This window comes from Virgibacillus proomii, assembly GCF_900162615.1.
GTDB classification, from domain to species: Bacteria; Bacillota; Bacilli; order Bacillales; family Amphibacillaceae; genus Virgibacillus; species Virgibacillus proomii.
Genome location: NZ_FUFN01000010.1, coordinates 328,459 through 351,496, shown reverse-complemented (window position 1 = coordinate 351,496; position 23,038 = coordinate 328,459). Strand labels below are relative to the sequence as shown.

Annotated in this window: 20 protein-coding genes, 1 pseudogene and 1 riboswitch; of the genes and pseudogenes, 10 read left to right on the top strand and 11 right to left on the bottom strand. The window is 36.8% G+C overall.

Going from position 1 to position 23,038, the window contains the following annotated elements; genetic code table 11:
- Nucleotides 1-327 precede the first annotated feature (327 nt).
- The 3 genes from BN1066_RS09690 to lhgO all read right to left on the bottom strand — a co-directional run bounded on the left by BN1066_RS09690 (nt 328) and on the right by lhgO (nt 3,247).
- Nucleotides 328-825, bottom strand: a complete 498-nt coding sequence (locus BN1066_RS09690; protein WP_077319250.1) for a DUF1850 domain-containing protein — start codon at nt 823-825, stop codon at nt 328-330.
- A 10-nt stretch (nt 826-835) separates the two neighbouring features.
- Nucleotides 836-1,834 carry a TAXI family TRAP transporter solute-binding subunit gene (locus tag BN1066_RS09685; RefSeq protein ID WP_077319249.1) on the bottom strand — a complete coding sequence of 333 codons (999 nt, stop codon included), beginning with the start codon at nt 1,832-1,834 and terminating at the stop codon, nt 836-838.
- A 225-nt stretch (nt 1,835-2,059) separates the two neighbouring features.
- The gene (gene lhgO, locus BN1066_RS09680; RefSeq protein ID WP_077319248.1) at nt 2,060-3,247 is read right to left on the bottom strand and encodes an L-2-hydroxyglutarate oxidase; all 1,188 of its coding nucleotides are present in this window, start codon (nt 3,245-3,247) and stop codon (nt 2,060-2,062) included.
- A gap of 1,022 nt (nt 3,248-4,269) precedes the next feature.
- Nucleotides 4,270-4,371: riboswitch (TPP riboswitch) on the top strand.
- A gap of 101 nt (nt 4,372-4,472) precedes the next feature.
- On the opposite strand from lhgO, the gene BN1066_RS09675 reads away from it, so the two are divergent.
- The 4 genes from BN1066_RS09675 to BN1066_RS09660 are packed head-to-tail and all read left to right on the top strand — an operon-like array spanning nt 4,473 to nt 8,085.
- Nucleotides 4,473-5,081, top strand: coding sequence for a YkoF family thiamine/hydroxymethylpyrimidine-binding protein (locus BN1066_RS09675; protein ID WP_077319247.1), 609 nt, complete (start codon nt 4,473-4,475; stop codon nt 5,079-5,081).
- Between the two features lies 1 nt (nt 5,082).
- A complete protein-coding gene (locus BN1066_RS09670) occupies nt 5,083-5,664 on the top strand; it encodes an ECF transporter S component (protein WP_143695776.1) in 582 nt (193 codons plus the stop codon).
- Nucleotides 5,661-7,319 carry an ABC transporter ATP-binding protein gene (locus BN1066_RS09665; protein WP_077319246.1) on the top strand — a complete coding sequence of 553 codons (1,659 nt, stop codon included), beginning with the start codon at nt 5,661-5,663 and terminating at the stop codon, nt 7,317-7,319. The genes BN1066_RS09670 and BN1066_RS09665 overlap by 4 nt, the downstream gene beginning before the upstream one ends.
- On the top strand, nt 7,300-8,085 hold the full coding sequence (locus BN1066_RS09660) for an energy-coupling factor transporter transmembrane component T family protein (RefSeq protein ID WP_077319245.1): 786 nt from the start codon (nt 7,300-7,302) through the stop codon (nt 8,083-8,085). Before BN1066_RS09665 ends, BN1066_RS09660 begins: the two co-directional genes overlap by 20 nt.
- Before the next feature lie 277 nt (nt 8,086-8,362).
- Here BN1066_RS09660 and BN1066_RS09655 read toward each other — a convergent pair whose 3' ends face one another.
- Nucleotides 8,363-8,674 carry a CHY zinc finger protein gene (locus tag BN1066_RS09655; RefSeq protein WP_077319244.1) on the bottom strand — a complete coding sequence of 104 codons (312 nt, stop codon included), beginning with the start codon at nt 8,672-8,674 and terminating at the stop codon, nt 8,363-8,365.
- 336 nt (nt 8,675-9,010) lie between these two features.
- On the opposite strand from BN1066_RS09655, the gene rplK reads away from it, so the two are divergent.
- The gene (gene rplK / locus BN1066_RS09650) at nt 9,011-9,442 is read left to right on the top strand and encodes a 50S ribosomal protein L11 (protein WP_077319243.1); all 432 of its coding nucleotides are present in this window, start codon (nt 9,011-9,013) and stop codon (nt 9,440-9,442) included.
- 344 nt (nt 9,443-9,786) lie between these two features.
- Here the strand turns inward: rplK and BN1066_RS09645 are convergent, their stop codons facing one another.
- The 7 genes and pseudogenes from BN1066_RS09645 to BN1066_RS09615 all read right to left on the bottom strand — a co-directional run bounded on the left by BN1066_RS09645 (nt 9,787) and on the right by BN1066_RS09615 (nt 17,084).
- The gene (locus BN1066_RS09645; protein ID WP_077319242.1) at nt 9,787-10,008 is read right to left on the bottom strand and encodes an FIMAH domain-containing protein; all 222 of its coding nucleotides are present in this window, start codon (nt 10,006-10,008) and stop codon (nt 9,787-9,789) included.
- Nucleotides 10,001-10,906: an endonuclease/exonuclease/phosphatase family protein gene (locus BN1066_RS09640; protein ID WP_077319241.1), complete on the bottom strand. Its 906-nt coding sequence runs from the start codon at nt 10,904-10,906 to the stop codon at nt 10,001-10,003. Before BN1066_RS09640 ends, BN1066_RS09645 begins: the two co-directional genes overlap by 8 nt.
- 174 nt (nt 10,907-11,080) lie before the next feature.
- Entirely contained in the window at nt 11,081-11,341 is a 261-nt protein-coding gene (locus BN1066_RS21235) for an FIMAH domain-containing protein (RefSeq protein ID WP_425445291.1), read from the bottom strand.
- A gap of 3 nt (nt 11,342-11,344) precedes the next feature.
- Nucleotides 11,345-12,598: pseudogene (locus BN1066_RS09635) on the bottom strand (exo-beta-N-acetylmuramidase NamZ family protein); the annotation flags it as partial.
- 186 nt (nt 12,599-12,784) lie between these two features.
- Complete coding sequence (locus BN1066_RS09630; protein WP_077319239.1) at nt 12,785-14,254, bottom strand: serine hydrolase domain-containing protein; 1,470 nt, start codon at nt 14,252-14,254, stop codon at nt 12,785-12,787.
- A 19-nt stretch (nt 14,255-14,273) separates the two neighbouring features.
- Nucleotides 14,274-14,861 (bottom strand): CalY family protein, encoded by a 588-nt coding sequence (locus BN1066_RS09625; protein WP_077319238.1) that lies wholly within the window; start codon nt 14,859-14,861, stop codon nt 14,274-14,276.
- 168 nt (nt 14,862-15,029) lie between these two features.
- Nucleotides 15,030-17,084 (bottom strand): glycoside hydrolase family 3 protein, encoded by a 2,055-nt coding sequence (locus BN1066_RS09615; protein WP_245799758.1) that lies wholly within the window; start codon nt 17,082-17,084, stop codon nt 15,030-15,032.
- 449 nt (nt 17,085-17,533) lie between these two features.
- On the opposite strand from BN1066_RS09615, the gene BN1066_RS09610 reads away from it, so the two are divergent.
- The 5 genes from BN1066_RS09610 (at nt 17,534) to BN1066_RS09590 (ending at nt 22,194) form a co-directional block, all read left to right on the top strand.
- Nucleotides 17,534-18,043 (top strand): DUF4178 domain-containing protein, encoded by a 510-nt coding sequence (locus BN1066_RS09610; protein ID WP_077319236.1) that lies wholly within the window; start codon nt 17,534-17,536, stop codon nt 18,041-18,043.
- A gap of 206 nt (nt 18,044-18,249) precedes the next feature.
- Nucleotides 18,250-18,918, top strand: coding sequence for a PspA/IM30 family protein (locus BN1066_RS09605; protein ID WP_077319235.1), 669 nt, complete (start codon nt 18,250-18,252; stop codon nt 18,916-18,918).
- 201 nt (nt 18,919-19,119) lie between these two features.
- Nucleotides 19,120-19,716 (top strand): DUF4247 domain-containing protein, encoded by a 597-nt coding sequence (locus BN1066_RS09600; RefSeq protein ID WP_077319234.1) that lies wholly within the window; start codon nt 19,120-19,122, stop codon nt 19,714-19,716.
- Nucleotides 19,717-19,839: 123 nt separating this feature from the next.
- Nucleotides 19,840-20,235, top strand: coding sequence for a DUF350 domain-containing protein (locus tag BN1066_RS09595; protein WP_077319233.1), 396 nt, complete (start codon nt 19,840-19,842; stop codon nt 20,233-20,235).
- 408 nt (nt 20,236-20,643) lie between these two features.
- The gene (locus BN1066_RS09590) at nt 20,644-22,194 is read left to right on the top strand and encodes a polyamine aminopropyltransferase (RefSeq protein WP_077319232.1); all 1,551 of its coding nucleotides are present in this window, start codon (nt 20,644-20,646) and stop codon (nt 22,192-22,194) included.
- The last annotated feature ends 844 nt before the right edge of the window (nt 22,195-23,038 follow it).

Here is a 23,038-nt window from a genome sequence, read left to right as displayed (position 1 = left end):
ATTAGAAAAACTTGGCTTGTCGCCAAGTCTTTATGGCGAAAGCGATCGTTTTTCCTATACGATAAAGTGAAACTTCATTCCGTGGAATGCTTTTTACACGGAATGTTAGTTGAACCAATCGGGCATTTAGGTGCCGTTTTCTCCCACTTTGACCCTTTGTATCAATTCAGGTCTTGAAGTGGGAATCTTACGGCACCTTACATGGGGGATAAAGCCTAAAGTTGTATTCTTTCCTATAGTGGAACAATAGCTAAAAGCGCTCAGTTAAGACGTGCCTGCAAACTTTCGTCTATTTTCACTTAAAAAGTAAGGCTATCATTATTTAGATCAATAGAAGAGACGCTTTACAGCTGAAAATACTACCTTAATCATCGTTGTCGTTTTCTCCTCAATCCGATATGAAATATTACTTTCTACAAGCGGATATTTTTCCCCCTTGATAATCAGCTGGTAATTATTGTTCATCGTAGCTCTAACAATTAAACTAGCGCCGATGTTTCGATTTACATCAAGATGTAACCAACCGTTTTTTAACTTTATCGGTTGTTCAGATGTAGAAGGGGTACCTGCGCCAAACGTTTTGAAGTGTGTAGATTCCAAGAAAATATGTTGACCTTCGATACGGAAGTTTTCCACCCATACCTCCTTTTCTACAGAATGGATCCATTTCAAGGAAAAACGCTTTTCTGCTACTAGAAATGTATAAATGGCAGAATCCCCTTGTGAAATTACTAATGCCCGTACTGGAAGGAAAAATATTCCTGTTAAGATTAGAATCAAAATAAATGTCATTACTATTTTACGAAACGGCTGAAATGACATCATTTTTGATCAGTTAGTCTAGTAATCCTTGTTCTTTATAAAATTTTTCGGCACCTGGATGTAGTGGAACAATCAATTCATTAGCCAATTCTTCTCGTTCCAGCTGTTTTAAGGCACGAATCGAAACTTCCTCACTTCCTAAATAATCGTAATAACGCTTCGTTAAATCGTATACGAGGTCCTTACTTAATGCCGGCGACACCGTAATTAAATTTTGGATACCAACTGTGTTTACCTCTTCCGGCAAATTGTACATCGCTTCATCATTAGCAGGAATCGTAAACGCTTTGTAAAATGGATATTTTTCCATTAACTTATTAGCAATATCTCCTTCAATTTCAACAAATACAATATCATTTTGCTGCATTAAATCAGTAATATTACTATTTGGAACACCTGAAGTGAAAAAAGCCGCATCCAGATTTCCATTTTTCATTTCTTGAACACTATCTGCATAGCCTGTATGAGTAACTTTAGATAAATCATCGTATGTTAAGCCAAGCACTTCTAGAACTTTTTGCGTACTTTGTTCGACACCAGATCCAACTTTCCCTACACCAACACGTTTTCCTTCCAGATCTTCAATCGTTTTAATGTCGCTATCTGCTAAAGCTACAATCTGTACAACATTTTGATACATTCCTGCCATTGCTTGAATTTCAACCGGATTCCCTTCAAATTGACCAATTCCTTCTAGCGCATCATACCCTACATCACTCATAATAATGCTCATTTGATTTAATCCATCTTGAATATTTTGAATATTAGCAATGGAAGCGCCGGTAGATTCTACTGTAACATTATTTACATAGTCACTTTTTTCAAATATTGGTTTCAATGCACCGCCTATCGGATAATAAGTTCCAGAAGTACCACCAGTTCCAAAAACGATCGCTTGTGCTTTTCCCTCTGTATCCTTTGATCCCTCCGCCTGCTCGCTAGCATTACCACCACAAGCAACCAAAAAAATACCTACTATCATCATATACATAAGAAAAAGATACTTTTTCATCCATATATCCCCCCATTATTTTTTATTCAATGTTAGCGTTTACAATTATAGTTATGAATATTGTGAACATATTAGACATGTTGTTTCTTATTTTTCAATATTACTGATACAAGCTGGTAGCGTTTATTGGGCACCCTGCCAAGTTGTATTAAAGGGCAATTCTCCCTTTTCCTCCTTCATATAAAAGTGTTCGCTACAATGTAGAATGGTAGCTAGTCATACTCTTTATTTTAAACATTTATTTTTAGCAATTATTTTACCAATTTCCAACGCTGCAGTAGCAGCAGGTGAAGGCGCATTACAAACATGAGTCATCCGTTTACCGGATATCATAAAAAAATCATCTAGTAATTGTCCATCCTTTAGCATTGCTTGTGCTCGCACACCTGCATCCGCTTTCACTATATCATTTGCTTGTATGTCAGGAACTAAACGCTGCAAACTTCTTACAAATAACCCTTTATAAATCGAACGTGACACCTCCATCATCCCAACTGATATATTATCTTTTGCTAACCTCCAAAACCCTGGAAAACTTAACGTAGCAAACGCTTCTTTTATGTCAATATCTCTTTTTTGATACCCTTCTTTCTTTAAACTTACTACAGCATTAGGACCAGCATGAACTTCTCCGTTAATCATTCTTGTTAAGTGAATGCCAAGAAAGGGATACTTAGGATTTGGTACAGGATAAATTAAATTCTTTACTAGATAACGCTTACTTTCCTTTAATGTAAAATATTCACCGCGAAAGGGAATGATTTTGACATCGGTAATAATTCCTGATTGCTTTACTAACTCATCACTATAAAGTCCAGCACAATTAATCATATTTTTAGCAGTATAGGTCTGGTGATTCGTTTCTATTATTACTTGTTCCATCTGTTCATGAACACGCATTACTTCTGTATTTAATACGAAGTCAACTCCTTTCTGCCTTAGTAATTCTACTAATCTGTTGGCTACTTCTTGATAATTCACAATGCCTGTACTCGGTATATATAGCCCCCCTACCGAGCGGACATGAGGCTCGTGCTCTTTCACTTGTTCTTGATGTAATTTCATAATCGTTAACCCATTTTTTCTGCCGCGTTGATATAATTTTTCCATTGCAGGAAATTCCTGTTCATTTGTTGCAACAATTACTTTGCCACATACTTCATAAGGCACATCATATTGCTGACAAAACTGTATCATGGAATTGCGACCTTTTATGGCTAATTTCGCCTTTAAACTTCCTGGCTGATAGTAAACACCACTATGCAAAACACCGCTATTTCTTCCTGTTTGATGTAATGCCCAGTCTGCTTCCTTTTCCAAAACAGCAATGTTTGCAGCTTTAGCCTGTTTCTTTAATTGCCACGCTGTTGCTAAACCAACAATCCCTCCACCAATTACAATATAATCATACACACAAGTTCCCCCTGATATAATATTCAGCCCAACCTTTTACACGGCAATCTGCCAGTTGAACTCCTTACTTAAAACCAAAACTTTTTACCATGTCGCTACTATATTTCATATTTTTCTTAACCTGATAATATAAAGTGAATCTTCAATCAGTGGAGCTTTTTTTATCCCCCACTGATTGTTAGAATGAACTGAATCGGGCATTTAGGTGCCGTTTTCTCACACTTAGAACCTGTTATATTAACTCACATCTTGAAGTGGGAGGCTTACGGCACCTTACATGCGGGATAAAGTGAAACTTCCATGAGTCAGGGTTTTCTTTATCACCCACTCATGGTTAGTTGAACGAATCGGGCATTTAGGTGCCGTTCTCTCACACTTAGAACCTGTTATATTAACTCACATCTTGAAGTGGGAGGCTTACGGCACCTTACATGCGGGATAAAGTGAAACTTCCATGAGTCAAGGTTTTCTTCATCACCCACTGATTGTTAGAATGAACTGAATCGGACATTTTGGTGCCGTTTTCTCACACTTAGAACCTGTTATATTAACTCACATCTTGAAGTGGGAGGCTTACGGCACCTTACATGCGGGATAAAGTGAAACTTCCATGAGTGGGGGTTTTACTTTCATCACCCACTCATGGTTAGTTGAACGAATCGGGCATTTAGGTGCCGTTTTCTCACACTTAGAACCTGTTATATTAACTCACATCTTGAAGTGGGAGGCTTACGGCACCTTACATGCGGGATAAAAAGAAATCTGGATTGAATTTTCACCTATTTCTTACTATACTATTCTTTTTATTTACAATTTAGCATTATTCCTCTATTCTAATATATAGAATAAAGTGAAACTTCATTCCGGGAATGCTTTTCTCCCTGAATGTTAGTACCTTAATGGTATAACCTAAAGCCCTTTGAACAAATTAGGCATTTAGACGCCGTTATTCCTCACGTTTATTTATTAGACTGACTCGACATGTGAGGAATCTACAACACCAAAAACTGCATATAGTATTTAGTTGGCACTAGGGGAGCTATGTATATGGCTGAGAAGAGATACTCTGACCCTTATAACCCGATCTGGATAATACTAGCGTGGGGAAGTGCAGTCGACGAACATATAAATTAACAGAAACTTTTCTGCTTAATAGAGCAAAGACTGCATTCCTGGCGAGTGCAGTCTTTTTATATGCATTTTTTAAAACAAGGAGGAAAAAACAATGAGTAATCAACCAACAACTTGCCATCAAAGCAGAATTGCAGGATGTGATTTTGCTATTTACCCAATGACAGACCAATTTGTCGATGTCATCACCAGTGCACTACAAGAAATAGATTCATCAAAAGTTTGGATGAAAACAACGGATGTAGGAACCTGTGTTAGAGGGAGGATTTCACATGTATTTGATGTAACAAAAGCACTGTTTTTGCACACGGCAAGTACGAATCATCATGTCGTATTTAGTGGTACTTATTCATTAGGCTGTCCTGGTGATTCCGATGGTGATGTTTTCTTAGCAGAAGATGATCATCGATTAAATAGGCAGCGAAGTAACGAAATTCAGCAGGAAGTAGCAGGGAAATTTTCTCTTTATCCATTAGGTGGTGGAAATTATATGGATATGATTTATCAGCAAATTAACGTGATGAAACAGAAGGCTATCGACGTATCATCCATTCACTATGCTACACGTATTGACGGAGAAGGAAAAGATGTATTTGAAGGACTGGAGCAAGTATTTACTAACATGGAAAAGTGCGGTTCATCTCATACGGTGATGACTGTCACGATCTCAGCTAATAGCCCTTCTAAAAAGGATGTGAACTAATTTGAACCGCTGGCGCTTAAAAGAAATTATTGTCATGGCTGTTTTATCTGTTGTATTTGGGATTGTTTATTTAGCTTTCCTTCCTGTAGGAAAGCTACTCGTAACCTTCATGGGACCAATTGGTTATGATCTTATTTTTGGAATATGGTTTATCGTCTCCATTATTGCAGCTTATATCCTGCGTAAACCAGGGGCAGCATTTCTCTCCGAAACCATTGCCGCTACTGTTGAAATGATGTTAGGTAATGCGATGGGACCGATCATTATCGTTACAGGCATGATCCAAGGATTGGGGGCAGAAGCAGCCTTTGCAGTTACACGATATAGGCGATATTCACTATGGGTATTAATGCTTGCAGGAGTCGGCGCTGCTATCTTCAGTTTCATCTGGGGATATTTCCGCAGCGGTTATGTCGCCTTAAGCACCCCCTATATTATGAGCATGCTCGTAATAAGAATGATTAGTGGAGCGATTATTTCTGGAATACTTGGGAAAGCAATTAGTGATTCTTTAGCTAAAACAGGGGTGCTCTCGAGCTTTGCCCTTGGTAAACATATGCGTAAAGAGAGGTCCGTTTCATGATTCAAGTCAACCAACTTTCTCTTTGGTTTGATAGAGTAGAAAATCCAGTTCTCGACAAGATCAGCTTTCAATTAAATCAAGGTGAAACAATGCTCTTACTGGGACCCAGCGGCTCTGGAAAAAGTACATTAACTTTTTGTTTAAACGGCATCTATCCCCGCGAATTAGATGGAAAAATGGAAGGAAGTGTGCAAGTTTCAGGTCAATCGGTGAATGACACACCTCCCGGAGAAATTAGTAAACAGGTTGGGGTCGTATTCCAAGATCCAGAGAGTCAATTTTGTATGCTTACAGTCGAAGATGAAATTGCCTTCGGGCTCGAAAATATTCATACACCACAAGTAGAAATGGAACAGAAAATAACGGAAGTATTACAACTTGTAAATTTGTCGCGATACAGAAAAGCTGCGATTCACTCGCTTTCCGGTGGGCAAAAACAAAAAGTTGCCTTAGCTTGTGTACTAGCTCTTCAACCTGACTTTTTAATCCTAGATGAGCCTACTGCGAATTTGGATCCATTAGCAAAACAAGATTTTATTAAAACAATGAAACATATTCAACAGGAAAAAAATATCAGTTTAATGGTTATCGAACATCAGTTGGAAGGTTGGGTAGCCTTTATTGAACGAGCTTATATTCTTTCAAAAGATGGTCGATGTATGTATGATGGTTCGCTAATGGAAGCAATGAAACACAAGCAGCAACAAATTCAAAGCCAAGGAATTTCACTTCCGCCTGTAACCGAGCTTGTACTAGAGGCTGCTAGTCATCAGCAAGCAACCTATACAAGGCTGCCACTAACGAATGAGGATTTTTTAGCAAACGTATCTTATTTAGATCGTTACTATTTAGAAAGAAAAATGTTCCTCGACGTACCAAACGAAAAAATAATTCTGGCCAGTTCTAATCTATATTTAAGCAAAAACAAACAAGAAATTTTGCACAATATTACGTTTCAACTATTTCATCCATCTTTTGTTGCTATCACCGGTGCTAATGGCAGTGGAAAAACCTCCTTACTTCGTTTACTGGCTGGTATAGATCGTCCTACATCTGGAAAAATTCATTTAAACGGACGTTTGCTTGAAACTTGGAAAGAGTCTACTTTACGGCAGCAAATTGGATATGTGTTTCAAAATCCAGAGCATCAATTTATTACGGATAATGTTTATGATGAAATTGCCTATACATTACGGTTACGCTCATTTTCAGAATCTAAAATTAAAGAAAGGGTTCATGAAATAGTAACGAGTTGCCAGTTAAATGGTCTGGAAAATTATCATCCCTATTCATTGAGCCAAGGACAAAAGCGTCGCCTTAGTGTTGCTACCATGATTGTCGATGAACAACATATTTTGTTTTTGGATGAGCCTACGTTTGGTCAAGATACTGCATCTTTACATCAATTAATGCAACTATTACGCGAACGACATCAAGCAGGTACAACCATTATGATGATTACACATGATATGGAATTAGTTGATCAATATGCAGATCGCGTAATCGTACTGGCAAATGGAAAAATAGTAGCTGATAAAACGCCAGATCAGCTATGGGACATGCCACACCTGGAGAACTGGCATTTAGATTATCCTACTCGTATAAAACTAAAACAGCAGATGGAGGAACAGGATAATGCGTACGTTATTAAATGACATCAATCCTAGCATAAAGGCGATAACGGTTATTATTACAGTCTGTCTATTAACATTTTTCTTTGATCCATTTACGCCACTCGTCTATTGTTTATTAACTATACTAATTACCTTTTTATTTGGAAAAGTAGCTTGGAGACTGTATATCATTTATTTCTTAGTTGTCTGTCTGTTATCTGTGGGGATGCTCTGGACAACGCTCGCTTTTTCTAATGAGGCAAGTAATCCTGAAATTACGACAACGTTTTTGTTTTGGGAATTACCAAAAGAAAATGTTACGGTTGCTTTATCCCTAACCTTACGTATGTTAGCTTTTGCAGCCTTATCATTTATGTTTATCTTTACTACAAATATGGTTCATTTTATTCTCAGCCTGATGCAGCAATGTAAGCTGCCGCCAAAGCTGGCATATGGCATTTTAGCAGGGTTTCGCTTTTTACCGCTAATGAAAGAAGAGCTTTGGCAAATCCGGGCTGCTCATCGAGTAAGAGGAGCTGATCGCGGCTCTGGTATAAGAAATACGATTCAGCAATACAAACGCTATGCTATTCCTTTACTTGCGGGTGCGATCCTGAAAGCAGAACGTACAGCAATTGCCATGGAATCGAAAGGATTTAGCGGAGAAAAGAACCGTACCTTTTACCGACAATTTACGGTTAGTTGGGTGGATTGGTTATTTTTAATAAGCATGCTTCTACTATTAGGAATTATAGTGACAATATCTATGAAACTAGGTTATTTCAGCTGGTATAATGGGCAATTTTAACTTAATAAAAAAGTGCCTTTAATAACGTACAACACAGCGATAGTAGAAACCGATGACTTATCGTAAAAAGGTAGGAAAGAGAGCCGAAGTTTACTGCAATTGGAAGGCTTAAGCCAATAACGAAGCTACTTTCAAAAAAAGATTTACATGTTATTTGCAAGAAACTAACTGACTAGTAAACAAGCATTGTCCGCTAGTCAGTTTTTATGTCTTTAGCTTAAAGGGGGACCCATTTCAAAAGTAGCATTGGTTAACACTAAAAAATTGGTGATCCTCTTTACGCAAAATATAGGTGGTAATGCAGCATACATCCTTCATTAAATTCAGAGCTGCAACATCTACACGTAGTCAATTGCAAATATTGTTCAATTGTAAATTCAGTTTGACATACTCCACACAAGATTGCCTTTTGGTTAAATTCATCCTTTGACCAAACCTCTATTTCATGATTCTCCCCTATTTGATGGCATTGATAGCAAGGATAATATTTCAAGCAGCATTTACATTTAATTGCAATAATATCTTTTATTGAATGATAATGAACACATCTCGTTTGTTTATCAACAACTTGACCATATACATGTACCATAAAATATCTTCCCACCTTTTAAAGAATTATCTAATTGAACAAGTTAACATATTTATTAGAATATAACATTAATAAATGCTTCTTTTCATTTCATGCGTAAGGAAACTTTATTGGTACCAGGTCCACCAAAACGTGTAAGACCAATTAATTTACAGAATACTCATTTTCTTTGGTTTGGCCAAATTCTATGTTAAAGTTTGATACTTGCTTATCCTATAAATGAAAAAATTCAGGTTTCGTCTGCACTTTTTTAAATAGATGCCATTTTTGTATTGACTCTCACGTTACGACAGACCTTATACTCCTTTTTAGGTACTTACTGAAAGGAGAATACACATGAAGAAGAAGATAACTAAGATGATTAAACTTGAACTGGAAGCAAATCAAGCGAATCCGGCAAAGGTTGGAAAAGATTTGGCTCCATCTGGAATTAACCTTTTGCAGTTTTGTAAAACATATAATGAACGAACCAAAGGAAAAACTGGTGAAATCATTCCTGCTGAAATAACAGTCTATGAAGATCGCACATTTTCTATCCACTTAAAAACACCGCCAGCTTCCTATTTGTTAAAAAAGTACGCTAATATCTCTAAAGGTGCTAATAAGACTGGTCACCAACAGGTTGGAGTGATTTCACAAGCTCAATTAAAAAAAATTGCAGAAATGAAATTACCCGACTTGAATACAACCCATATAGAAAGTGCTATGAAAATCATAGCTGGGACAGCTAAAAGCATGGGGATTCAAATAGATGATGAACAAAGCTGAGCTACTGTTCAAGCAGCTCAGCTCGTTAGTCTTTTGTGAAAGTTCTGTACGAATGCTTTTAAAATAGTTTGCATAAGGTGATGATATCGTTTTTCTAATAGTTTTTCTATTCACATAACAAAAGCTAAAAGCGCTCGGTTAGGAACTGCAAACTAGAGAACTTCTGACGAGGTAAAATAAAATACTTCATTCAAAAAGCGCTTTTCTCCTTAATAATAAAAATGAAGCACAAGATGATAACTTATGGTTTAGCTAGGGAAATGCTTATAATTAGGTATGGCAAGCAACCACAGCTTTTGTCCAATTTGTTAAACATATTTATTAATACAAACTACAGTGTACGTTTATTCTCTATATTTTTTCATAAAGTAATCGATATCACGTTGTAATTCTTCCCATGCTTTTTTCGTTATTTCTCCGCTTTCTTTTTGCAAATTCAATAGTTCTTTTAATCCATATAAATGCTTTACTAGTTTACCGGTTAGATTGTTTTGTTCATAATAGGAAAGTACTTGAAGATGTCTGTTTATTAAAGTAAGTTTACGAATTTCCCCCTGTTCATACAATTGGTAAACAAGCCATTCCTTTCAAGTTATATGAATGATTACCAGGAATTAGTGTAATATTAGCGACTACCGGCAAATGATCCGATGCGGTACTTTCGAGAGTAGTTGCCTTATTCACTTTTATTCTTGGTGAAGTAAGTATATAATCGATTCTTCGGTCTGGACTTGTCGTTGGATATGTGTAACCTTGTCCACTTCCGCTTGTCATCCAAACATCTGTGTACGTTTTTTGCAGTGGTTTCAATTCCAAAGCGTTTGGTGTAGCATTCAGATCACCAACTAAAATAGAATACGTTTTCTTTTTCATTATTTCTTTCATATCTTCTACCTGCATTTCACGAATGGTTGGATCACTGCGATAATCCAAATGTGTAACGTAAAATGCAAGCTCTGCATCCTCTACATTTATCTCTGCTTCAAGAAAACCGGGAGTCAACCGAGGAAAAGGATTTGGATTTTGCGTTGATAATCTTGTAATCTCTCTATTTACAGCAGCAGTAATTGGATATTTACTTAGCACTGCTACGCCAAACTGACGACGTGGTTCGTTTTCATTTAAGGGATCAAGATCATAGATAGGTGCAAAATAGTATTCCATATTCAAGCGGTTTGCAAGCTTTTCTATCATATGATCTTTTCTACTTCTGTCCCCCCAATGTACATCTACCTCCTGAAGGCCAATAATATCTGCTCCTGTTTTTTCAATGGCATTTGCAATTCGACTGATATTATAAAAGCCATCTACTCCACGCCCGGCAGCTATATTATATGTGGCTATTTTAACTGTTACTGGATCTGACGTAACAGCCTCGGCGAGCACAACTGAATTTGTGTTTATAAAAACTGCATGTATCGTAAAGAAGATTAACAGACAGATAAATAGACAAAACTTTTTCATTGGAGAACCCTCCCTTCTTTTATTCAATCAGGAAGGGTTTTCATTTATCCCCCACTGATTGATAAATGAACAGAATCTATCATTTGACTTGCAATTGGATCCCCCACTTTTTCTCTAGGTTCCCCTCATAGCATCGAAGTGAAGGTCTTACTGCCAGTTACATCGGGATAAAAATTAGTTCCATTGATAAAGCAAATCGTTAGCATCACTTGAAAGAGCATCATATGCTGTTTCGTTTATTTGTCCTGCTTCCTTTTGTTTATTCAAAAGAATTAGAAAACTTTTCATATGCTTCACTACTTTTGCAGTGTCCTTTCTAGCTTCAAAGCGTTCCACTACAGTTAGGTGCATCTTAAGTTTTTTGGCTGCATTTTTTTCCAAATCTTTTACATCAACATATCTCTCAATAGATTTCTTTAAATCATAAGTATGAATGGTATAGATGAGATAATCTCTGCGTACTTCTTTAAATATTTGCAGTTCCTCTTGCCATTCTTTTACCATTGCTTCTACTGTTTCTCCATTTTCAATTGCTTTCCGAATCCATCTGTTTCCAATTAAGTAATCAAAAAATGACACACCTGCACTGTTCTCAGCCCGAAATTGAAATTCCTCCGGATACATATCATGTAATGTTTTGACAATATGGAGTCCTGTAACAACTGGATCATAAGCTTTTATATCCATAACATGGATTTGTGCACCGTGACTTAAAGTACCGCTATGCTTAGAAAAAGTTGGGGTAAAAGACGCTGCCCGAAATGTAACCCCATCCAACCGTAAACCGTTGAGTGCCTGGGAAAATTCCACACTGTTAACGAAAGGAGCACCAATTAATTCAAAAGGCCTTGTTGTTCCTCTTCCTTCAGATACATTCGTTCCTTCTATTAATGCTGCACCTGGATAAACAAGCGCAGTATCGAAAGTAGGCATATTTGGTGATGGCATTACAAATTCGAGTTCGGTATCGATGTAGTACATGCCCCGCTTCCAGTTATCCATCTGAACTACTGTCAAATCTGCTCCAATCTCAAATTCTTCATTAAATAACATTGCTAACTCCCCAACGGTCATTCCATGTCTTAAAGGAATAGGATAGTTCCCAACAAAGGAGGCAAAATCCGGATCAAGAACTGGCCCTTCCACGTAGTTTCCTCCAAGTGGATTGGGTCGATCCAGGACAATAAATTCAATCCCATTTTCCTGTGCAGCCTCCATCGCCAAAGCCATCGTATAGATATACGTATAGAATCTTACTCCGACATCTTGAATGTCAAATAATAAAACATCTATATTTTCTAACATCTCAGGCGTTGGCTTTCTTGTTTCCCCGTATAAACTGTAAACTGGTAATCCAGTATATTCATCGATATAATATTCCACGTAATCTCCTGCCTGAGCATCTCCTCTTACACCATGCTCTGGTCCATACAATGCTGTTAGCTCTACATCCGGATCATGATAAAGAATGTCTACAATACTATTTAAATCCTGATCTATCCCGGTGGGATTGGTAATTAAGCCAACCCGTCTGCCTTTAATTACATCTTTCTTCTGTTCAAGTAAAACTTCTATCCCTAATTTAAGTGGTTCCTCACTTATACTTTTCGTTTCCAATCTATCTGCAACTACAATCGTTAGAGACCCGAGCAAAATGAAACAACTGATAACAGTAAGCATTATTTTTTTCAATAGAAACTCCTCCTCATTGATACTTGGTTTCCGCCGATCTTTTAAGTCCACTTACCCAATTGTACTTACACGTATGAATTATTAAAATTTTCACTACAAATGTATTAACTTCACGCTACAATTTACATGTCCTATAGTATAAAAAAGAAGATTAAGAGGAGCGACCTTTTCTCACTGCTTTTTTACTTACTGCCACTTTTCATACAAATAGTTAGCAGTTCGCTGCAAATCGTCATAGACATTTTTACTCATCTTTCCATTTTTCTCTAAAATCTTTATTAACTGAACATATCCATTTAAGTGCTTCAATACTTTTTCTCGCTTATGCTTATCTTCATAATGATGAATCACTGTTAAGTGGCGCTGAATAGGGATAGCAACAGCCATGTCCAATTCTTCTCTGTTTACAAAACGTTCAACTAATTCTTTCATGTTTTCTGCACTTGAGGAATAAATTGCATCTGCTGTCCTTTCTGATACCAATTTTCGAATTGGATTAGTGGATACTGTGTTTCTTGTTGGATGCACACGATTCGTTAATAAAATGACAATTGTATGTTTCGTTGGACTCACAACAATTGATGTTCCAGTATAACCAGTATGTCCCATTGTATCCGTTTCTGCGAGATTATCCATATACCAGTCCTGATTTAGATCCCAACCTAACCCGTGATCTTGGCCTGAATATGCCTTATTCCAATTCATGTTCATTAAATTTACTGCTTCTTCTGAGAGAATCCGTTTTTCTTTATGGGTTCCGTTATTCAATATCATTTGAGCAAAAACAGCTAAATCTTCAGCATTCGTAAAAATACCAGCTTGTCCAGCAACTCCATCTAACGCCCAGGCATTTTCATCATGGACACTGCCCCACACTAAACCACGGTTTGTCCAAGGCTGGTATTCGGTAGCGGCAATTCGATGTTTTAAAGAAGCTGGTGGGTTATACATCGTATTCTTCAGACCCATGGGCTCAGTAATATGTTTAGCTATAAATTGATCCTGACGATCACCACTAAGCCGTTCAATTAATATGCCTAACGTAATATAATTAACATCACTATAAATATATTCTGTGTCAGGTAACTGATGTAAAGATTCTCTTAATACTAAATCAAGCCTGTCCGCCCGGTTACCATCGATTTCATACAGGCGTTTACTCGGACTTGCTGCAAATCCAGATGTATGTGTTAATAATTGTTGAATAGTGACACTTCGTTTATCATGAATCGCAAATTCGGGGATATACCAGTATACTGGATCTTCTAACTCAAACAAACCTTCATCCCATAGTTGCATTACTGCAACGGCTGTATATAATTTTGAAATAGAAGCCATATCAAATAGCTTATGTTCTTTCATTACTTGGGGCTGCTCCATTTCGGTAAATTGATCATCTTTATATTTGGCAGCATAACCATAAGCAGTAAATTTCTTCTTCTTGCCATCTTTAGTGATTAACAATACTGCTCCCGGCATCACGGCATCTGCAATCGCCTCTTCGATCTCTTGATCCAAATCCTTTAATGGTTCATATATAAAAGAAGTCTGTGTAGATGCAAAAGTAGTTTCTACTGAACGAGCTTTTATCCCTGTAGGCAGTAATAACAATAGGATAAGTAACAAAAAAGCAGGAAACAGATATCGAGGCTTCATCTTATTCTCTCCTCAACGGTCATTTCTCTTCTCCAGGTGTCTGTGTCGCAATAAAAGTCCATTTTAAATTTAAAGCATCCCCTTGAAACTCATTTTGATCTTTATCATTATCGGCAAATTTAAATTGCACAACGAAATCATCAATCGTATTTACAGGTAGGCCCTTTTCGCCTAGCAGCGGCAAAAACACATGTTCACTTACTGCTTCGGGTGTCATTGTTTTTAATTCAGCAAGCGTAGTTTGATAAATTACTTCATCAAGCTTGTCCGCATTATAAAGAAACTCCACCATAATATGCTCGCCAAAATCTTCAGTATTATTTCCTTCTGCATCTATAACTGTATAATCCGTCTCCAATAATACTTTCTCCATATCTAATGTTCCATTATTCTGGAGCTCAAAATCACGTATCATCGAATCCCCCGGTTTAAGATTATTTACTTGAATAATTTCTGTTGGCTCAGTAGCTAAATCAAGTGTCCCTGCTGCGAATGTATGCTTGGTTGTCTCACTATCACTGAAATAGGCAAAAGTCCCCCCGCCGATTAAAGCTATACCAAGTACAGCTGAAGCTATTCCAAATCCTAATTGCTTTTTTATATTCATTTCAGTTTCTCCTCCATTTTTATTATTGATTTTGATTTCATAAGGTGCCGTAAGACTTCCACTTCAAGCGTTATAAAGAATACGAAAAAGTCTGAGTGAAAGATAACGGTACCTAAATGCCCGATTCGTTTAGCTAACATTCCGTGTTCCACGGAATGAAGTTTCACTTTATTTTGCTCGTGCATTATCCCAAACTTCTAGCAGCTTTAATCCTTCTGTTTCTAAATAACTATGGGCTTTCTTCGTGAGTGTTTTGTCTTCTCTAAGAGTAGTTAATAATTCTTGAAAACCATGTAAATGCTTTACCACTTTTTCTTGAAGTTCTCTTTGTTCAAAGCGTTCCACTGTAGTTAAATGGATTTTTAATTTACGAGTAGCCTGATCATCGATGATTTCTCCTTGTCCGTGGAGATCATCTACCAACTGTTTTAATCCCTTTGCATTAAGAGGTGTATTTGTATAATCTAGTCCATGCCCAAAATCATACAAATTCGGAATGGTTACTGGTAATTTTCCAAACGGGTTTACTTCACCTGTCAGCACGTTTGCCATTGCATGAATCGACACCTCTAGATGGCTATATGCATTAAGATAGGCAGCTACGTCTGGAAAAGCCATAATGTCATAAGGATTTCTATGTGCCGATACAATTACCGGCTTGTCTATTTCATTCAGTTTTTCCACAAGCTTTTGCTGTTGTGAATTCGTATTTGCAGTGTAAGTGGTGACAATAATTTTATCTACATCCTTGGCTTGTTTGATAGCATCTTCAATTTGGCTGTCAGACGGGCTATTACTAGTTGCATAGCTGCTTCCTCTGATTCCTTTTTCCTTTAATGATTGAGAAAGGAGGTCAGGTTTTGCTATCATTGGCCCAGTGACGAGTACTCTTTCTTCCGCTTGTAAAGGTAGAACACCTTCATTTTTAACAAGCGTCACACTTTTTTCAGCAATATCATTGGCAGTTTGCAAATGTTCTTCTGTTCCAATATGTTTTATTTCATCTGGGTTAGTTTGTGATTTATCAAATAAACCGTTATCCATTTTTGCTTTTAATATGCGAAATACCGATTCATCAACACGTTCTTTTGTAATTTCTCCAGATTGTACAGCGTCCAACATACTATGATAAGCAACTTCGACATTAGGTGGATTTAATAATATATCTATGCCTGCTTTAAAAGCTTCAACGGAAACACGTTCAGGGGGAACGACATTTGCACCTGCCATCCCTAAACTATCCGTAATGATTAGCCCATCAAATCCCAGTTCCTTCCGAAGTAAATCGGTAATAATCGGTTTTGAAAGTGTTGCTGGAAAACCAGAGTCATCCAATGCCGGTACTACTATATGCCCTGTCATAATCGAATCGATTCCCGCATCTATTGCATCTTTAAAAGGTTTTAAATCAACTTCATGTAACGTTTTTAAATCATGGTCAATAATCGGTAATCCGTAGTGGGAATCGACATCTGTATCTCCATGTCCGGGAAAATGTTTAACTGAAGCAATTACTTGCTGATCTTGATAAGCATTTACTTGTAACACCCCAAATCGGGAGACAAGTTCTGGAGTCTCTCCAAAAGAACGAACTCCAATGACAGGATTATCTGGATTTAAATTCACATCAACGGTAGGGGCAAAATTCATATTAATACCTAAACTCTTCAACTCTTTACCGATGACTTTGCTAGTTTTTGCTGCAAACTTTTCGGAACGGGTTGCACCAATTGCCATGCTTCCTGGAAATACCGTAGCTGGTGTTGTTACCCGCTGGACAACCCCACCCTCTTGATCAGTTGAAATAAATAAAGGAATTCTCGTATCTTGATTCATTGCAATTTCTTGCAAACCATTTGATAAGGACTGCACTTGTTCACCATCAAGCGGTGTACCGATATTGTCTGTCCAATTAAAATAAATAACACCACCAATGTGATAGTTTTCAATAACTTCCTGAAAATTTTTACCACCGCGATTGTTTTTTAGATTTATATCCTCATAAGCCGGATCTGTTGGCGTCTTTCCATAGACGTGGACGATAAACAGCTGACCAATTTTCTCTTCCAACGACATTTCTTCCATGATGGCTCTGATTTGCTCCTCATTGTAATCAACTTCTTTGTTCGAAGCAGATGCATCAAGACCGGTGACACTTTGCAATAAAAGTGCAAATAATAAACACAGGATAATTAGGGACACCTTGGTAGATTGCAGCTTCAAATAAACTCCTCCCTTATTTCTTTATTTATCAACTTTGTAACGCTCTGTTTTATAAAGAACTCATTAGTGTAACACCACCCTCTTCACTAAGGATTTTAATTAGACAATAGCAAAACCTGTTTAAAAATGTTGTGTATTTTTGTCTAAATTTTCTATATTTTAAAATTTGAATATTGAGAACTATTTCTTGACGTACTATAAGTATGATAATTAGGATAAAAGTATGGTAAATTTACAACTCATATTTAATTACTTATCTATTTCACCAGGTATATCTGCACATATTTATTAATGAAAGCCAAGTCGCCGCATCTTGAACAGCAAAATTCGACACCATCCTATAACTATCCATGAAAAAATTTTAATCCTATTTTATTTTGCTGAAACTTATACATTTTTTATTCGTATTAGTATAATGAAACCATGCTAAGAAAAGTTGAGGTGAATTCATGAGTATATTCGGTCGTTTATTTGGAAAAAAAAAGGAGACCACTAAACCAATCGAAGAAAGAAATATGTTTAACCTAAAAATAAACGATATCGTAACATTCGACCTAGAGGATTACAAAGTGGTAGGTAAAATTGATTATGATGATCACGGTTTTAAATGGTATGCATATCAGTTGGAAAGCACGCATAAAACTATATGGTTAAGTGTTGAAATGGACGATGAACTAAATCTTGGGATATATGAAAGAATTAAACTGCCAATTCAAGAACCCATTCCTAAAAAAGTGGAATATGATGGAACCACCTTTTATCTGGATGAGTCGGGAACAGCAAGAGTAAGAGGAATCGGACGCAGTGAAAACGTCTCTGGTATGACCTGTCACTATTATGATTATTATGATGAGTCCGATGAAAAAGCACTCTCTGTAGAAAAATGGGGAAATGAAATTGAAGTAAGTATTGGCTATGAAATTGAAGAATATGAATTAAAAATTATTGCCGGTAGCTAAATCTAAAAATGCAGGAGCAACAATGTAGGAGAGAAATTGCGTACTAGGTGATCACGTAAAATGTCGAATGAAGTCGATCTGATTAATGCCTAAGGTAGATTGGTTGGCGCTCCTTTTTCCGAAGGACGTATTGTCTGTTACAGTAAAAGCTATTTGTGTCTACTTTTTAGACTTTTTTCATAAAAAATATTATTGGAGGAATGAACATGTTTAAATTTTTTAAACGGTTAAAAACGGTTGTTGAATCTGAGTTGAATTCTGCATTAGATAAAGCTGAAGACCCTGTAAAGATGCTAGATCAGTTTATGCGTGATATGGAAGAAGATATTCGTGAGGCAGAAACTGCCGTAGCAAAACAAATTGCCAATGAAAAGATGATGTTACGTAAGTATGAAGATACACAAAAAATGGTCAAAAAACGGGAAGAACAAGCTATGAAAGCAGTAGAAGCTGGGAATGATGATCTTGCTAAGCGTGCGCTAGAGGATAAGAAATTACATGAGCAAACTGCTGAGTCATTAAAAGAATCGCATGAGCGTGCTAAACAAGATTCCACTGCATTACGAGCTAAACTAGATGAAATGAAAGCTGAATACCAAGAAATGAAATTGAAAAAAGATTCTTTAAAAGCACGTGCTGAATCTGCTAAAACAAGAACTAAAATGAATCGTACATTATCAGGTATCGGCAGTGACGAATCCAAGCAAGGTTTTGAGCGGATGGAAGAAAAGGTACTACGTTATGAAGCAGAGGCCGAAACAAGTGAAGACTTAAGAAGCTCTAACAAAAGCTTAGACGATGAGTTTGAAGCATTAGAAAAAAATGATGTCGATGACGAACTGGCAGCATTAAAGAAGAAGCTAGGAAAAGAATAAAGCATACTTCACTTTGTGGTTTTTTACCCCTTATAACGAAGCAGAACGGTCGAAAAAAAGAGATACTACCATTGACTACTTCTTGATGTAATGGGATAAACGCATTTTGTATATTTACAGTAATCTTTAAAACTATGTTATGCCAGGGCACTCAACTTTGAGTGTCCTAACTAACCTAGACTTAAAAAAGAAGGTGAGAAGATGAAGCGTTCACTTTTCTTTGTCTTGATATCTTTATTGCTCCTGTTAGCTGCTTGTGACAGTCAAGCTAAATCTGAAGGAACCTTGTTCGATCATCGTATTGCCGAATTTATAGATGATAATTATACATTTCAAGATATTGTTTCAAGCCAAGAGGATTCCTCTGATATATCTGAGGTATACATAGCTGAAGATAAAAGCATTGATGAAGTAGTAAGCGAACTGCGGGAACATGAAGAGCCTGATAGAATAAGTGATAGAAGTGACCAAAAGCAAGCACTTGTCTACGATAACTTGTTTGTGATTGTAACAGAAGACGAAGATGATTCTGATAACTCAACAGTTGAAATTGCCTCTCAACAATTCGTTCGAGATAATTTTCAGCCAAGCTTTTTTCATGGTTTATTTGCTTATTGGCTGTTAGATGAAATTCTCGACGTCGATGATTGGGCTAAAAAACGGCAAAACAACTGTAGAAATTCAAATGATTGCTACGGCGGTTACCACTCATCAGGCGGTCACTATAAAAAATCTGGTGGTTCTAAATCGATACGTTCGTCAACTATTCGAGGTGGCGGACCAGGTACTGGAAAATAAAATGAATACATTAGAAAAACTTGGCTTATTATCGCCAAGTCCTTAGCGAAAGCCGTAGTTTTTCTTATACTATAAACCATAAAATTTAATACTTTCCTATAGTATAAAGAAAGGATGAAATTCATGGAGCCATTTGTTTCCACGCTTATTTACTTTTTTGTCGCAGTTGGTGTTGTACTAGTTGGCTTAGTTATTTTTGAGCTAATTACAACGAGATACAAAGATTGGGATGAAATTTTAAAAGGAAATCATGCAGTTGCTTTATCAATTGGAGGAAAAATAGTAGGTATCTGTATCATTCTTGCTTTTTCTATTTATAACAGTGCAGATATCGTAGAAACCCTTATTTGGGGCGGAGTCGGAATTGTATTACAAATGGTCGCATACTTATTATTTCAATTATTTACCCGTAATTTCTCTGTTGAAGAACAATTACATAAAGGAAATATAGCCGTCGGAATTATTAGTATGTGTGTATCGATTGGACTCGGATTTGTCATTGGAGCTTCGATTACGTAATAGATGAATTAGATGCAAAAGAATTTTACTTATCCTAAGATTTAATCTTCTAAGCTGGATAAGACGTAAAGTTGCTTTACCTTATGTTAGAATTTGCAATCGGTGATAGCCGATTGCCTTTTCTTTTCATAGCAGTTTGCTTTGATTGGTAAAAATTAGTAACATATGTAGTTTATAAGACGGAGTTTAAAGCATTTTAATCATAAGCCTGTATTAACCGATCAGAAAAACTTAAGAAGAGGCTATTTCTGTATTGAAATAGTGGCAGTAATATAAAACAATATCATTCTACCGTATCATTTATCAGCTTATGAATTTAATAACGAAGAACTAAGAAACTTGAGTGCTATCATTCAAGTTTAGGACAATTCTATATTAGTTAAAAGCTTTTACAAGGGGACTTTACTTGTGACAAATTTAAGTATAAAACAAAGCAAAGCAATCTATTGGGCATCAGGTATTGTATCTATATGTGGGATCATTTTTGAAGTTTTGTTTGGTGCTGCCGGCTCCTATCTGCTAGGAGACGGTGTGAAACAGTATACACTGACCATTTCATTATTTTTAACAGGAATGGGAATTGGTGCCTCGCTTAGTGAAAAGGTGACGAAGCATTTAATTCTATCTTTTGTATGGATTGAATTTACAATTGGTATCATTGGTGGATTTTCTACCTTTGTATTATTTGGTGTTACTGCCTTTTTAAGCTCAGGGATGGATGCATTTTTCCTCTATTTTATTACACTAGTCGTTGGTGCACTTACAGGGGTTGAGCTCCCTATCTTAATCCGCAAAGCAAATGAAATTGGCGTAACCTTACAAAAAAGTACAGCTAGAGTTCTTTTCTCCGATTACGCCGGTGGGCTAATAGGCGGTTTACTATTTGTTTATCTCTTCCGCCCACAGTTTGGTTTAGTAAAGACAGCTTTTATCGTTGCACTTATCAATGTCATTGTCGCTTTATGGATTTTAATTTATTTTCGACAAGAAATTAAAACCTTCAAACGTCACTTTACCGCTGGCATTATTATATTAGTCGTATTAATACTAGGGGTATTATTTGGTGAAGAAACAGCTTTTGTCTTTGAACAGAAGCTATATAATGACCCGATTATTTATAATGAACAAACGAATTACCAGCAAATTATCCTAACGAAGGAGCAGGGAGATTTGCGATTATTCCTTGATGGGCAGTTGCAATTCAGTTCAGAAGACGAATATCGTTACCATGAAACACTTGTCCATCCTGCAATGGCTGCTGCTTCATCCATCGAAAATGTCCTAGTCTTAGGAGGCGGGGATGGGCTTGCCTTACGTGAAATTCAAAAATATGATGAAGTAAAGTCTATAAAACTCGTTGACTTAGACCCACGCGTAACCGATTTAGGGATGAAAAACCATGAAATTACCAAATTAAATAAAGAAGCCTTTAAAGATGATCGAGTTGATGTTGTTAATACAGATGCCTTTACATACTTACAAGAACATAAAGAATTATACGATGTTATTCTTGTCGATATGCCAGATCCAAATAATGAATCCTTAAATAAATTGTACACGCTTGAATTTTACCAGCTTCTCCGCAACCATTTACGACCAGGAGGAGCGATTATGGTACAAGCAACCAGTCCAACTTTTGCAACCGAAGTTTACTGGTCGATAGACAAAACCATGCAAGCTGCTGATCTCTATACAGATAATCTACATGTTGACGTCCCGAGTTTTGGTGATTGGGGATTTGTACTGGCAAAACGGGAAAAATTTGCTGTAGAACAAGTGAATATCAATGTTGATACAAAGTTTTTAACGAATGACGTACTAGCCGGCCTTACTACATTTGGTAAAGATATCGATCAACACATGGTTGATGAGAAAGGGAACCAGATCCAAATAGAAGTAAATACCTTAATTCGCCCTAGCCTAATTGAAAAATATGAGAAGGCTTGGCAGAATTATTAAACAGAGAGCTGTGGTTAGACTCTCAAAAAACCAGTTACTAAAAAGTACTGTATGCTGGGTTACTAATCCACAGCGTTGCTTTCAGTATATATTACTATACAAAAAAAGCACAAGAGGTAGCGAACCTCATGTACTTAATATACAAGGCTGGGACATAACTAAAACAGCTGATTAAAAAACGAACAATAAATCGTCCTTGTACTATAGGAAAGTATAAAATTTTATGGTTTATAGTATAAGAAAAACTATGGCTTTCGCTAAGGAATTGGCGATAAGCCAAGCTTTTCTAATGTATACGTAAGTTTAGCGTAGTCAACATATGTAGACTCCTCTCGGGAATAGCTCGAGCTGAAGATCCCGCAGGAAAGCGATCTTTGCTTTCCGAGGAAGCTGAGGCCGTGCCCGCGGAAAGCGAAATATGTTGACGTAGCGAGGATTGGAATTTTTTTCCACTATATGAAAGTATAAAATTTTTAGGCTTTATCCCGCATGTAAGGTGCCGTAAGACTCCCACTTCAAAATCTTGAGTTGATACAAAAGGTCTAAGTGGGAGAAAACGGCACCTAATTGCCCGATTCGTTTAAGGGCCTTTAGGTCATACCATTAAGGTACTAAATTCAGTAGGAGATGGAAGAAAACTCCTACTGAATGAAGTTTCACTTTATCGTATAAGAAAAACGATGGCTTTCCTATAGTACAAAAAAGAAAGGCATAAACAAGATGCCTTTCTGTTACCAATTCTAAATTCTATCAAAAAGTTATTAAAAAAGAACAGACTAATCCCGTTTACTCTGCAACCACAGGCAGAGCCTTTGAACATATTTAATTACTGGTTCAAAGCAGG

Bases quoted from the DNA above. Each gene is read 5' to 3' on its own strand.
- BN1066_RS09690 (WP_077319250.1), bottom strand. From the start codon at position 825: ATGATGTCATTTCAGCCGTTTCGTAAAATAGTAATGACATTTATTTTG.
- BN1066_RS09685 (WP_077319249.1), bottom strand. From the start codon at position 1,834: ATGAAAAAGTATCTTTTTCTTATGTATATGATGATAGTAGGTATTTTT.
- BN1066_RS09675 (WP_077319247.1), top strand. From the start codon at position 4,473: ATGAGTAATCAACCAACAACTTGCCATCAAAGCAGAATTGCAGGATGT.
- BN1066_RS09665 (WP_077319246.1), top strand. From the start codon at position 5,661: ATGATTCAAGTCAACCAACTTTCTCTTTGGTTTGATAGAGTAGAAAAT.
- BN1066_RS09660 (WP_077319245.1), top strand. From the start codon at position 7,300: ATGCGTACGTTATTAAATGACATCAATCCTAGCATAAAGGCGATAACG.
- BN1066_RS09655 (WP_077319244.1), bottom strand. From the start codon at position 8,674: ATGGTACATGTATATGGTCAAGTTGTTGATAAACAAACGAGATGTGTT.
- rplK (WP_077319243.1), top strand. From the start codon at position 9,011: ATGAAGAAGAAGATAACTAAGATGATTAAACTTGAACTGGAAGCAAAT.
- BN1066_RS09640 (WP_077319241.1), bottom strand. From the start codon at position 10,906: ATGAAAAAGTTTTGTCTATTTATCTGTCTGTTAATCTTCTTTACGATA.
- BN1066_RS09630 (WP_077319239.1), bottom strand. From the start codon at position 14,254: ATGAAGCCTCGATATCTGTTTCCTGCTTTTTTGTTACTTATCCTATTG.
- BN1066_RS09625 (WP_077319238.1), bottom strand. From the start codon at position 14,861: ATGAATATAAAAAAGCAATTAGGATTTGGAATAGCTTCAGCTGTACTT.
- BN1066_RS09610 (WP_077319236.1), top strand. From the start codon at position 17,534: ATGAGTATATTCGGTCGTTTATTTGGAAAAAAAAAGGAGACCACTAAA.
- BN1066_RS09605 (WP_077319235.1), top strand. From the start codon at position 18,250: ATGTTTAAATTTTTTAAACGGTTAAAAACGGTTGTTGAATCTGAGTTG.
- BN1066_RS09600 (WP_077319234.1), top strand. From the start codon at position 19,120: ATGAAGCGTTCACTTTTCTTTGTCTTGATATCTTTATTGCTCCTGTTA.
- BN1066_RS09595 (WP_077319233.1), top strand. From the start codon at position 19,840: ATGGAGCCATTTGTTTCCACGCTTATTTACTTTTTTGTCGCAGTTGGT.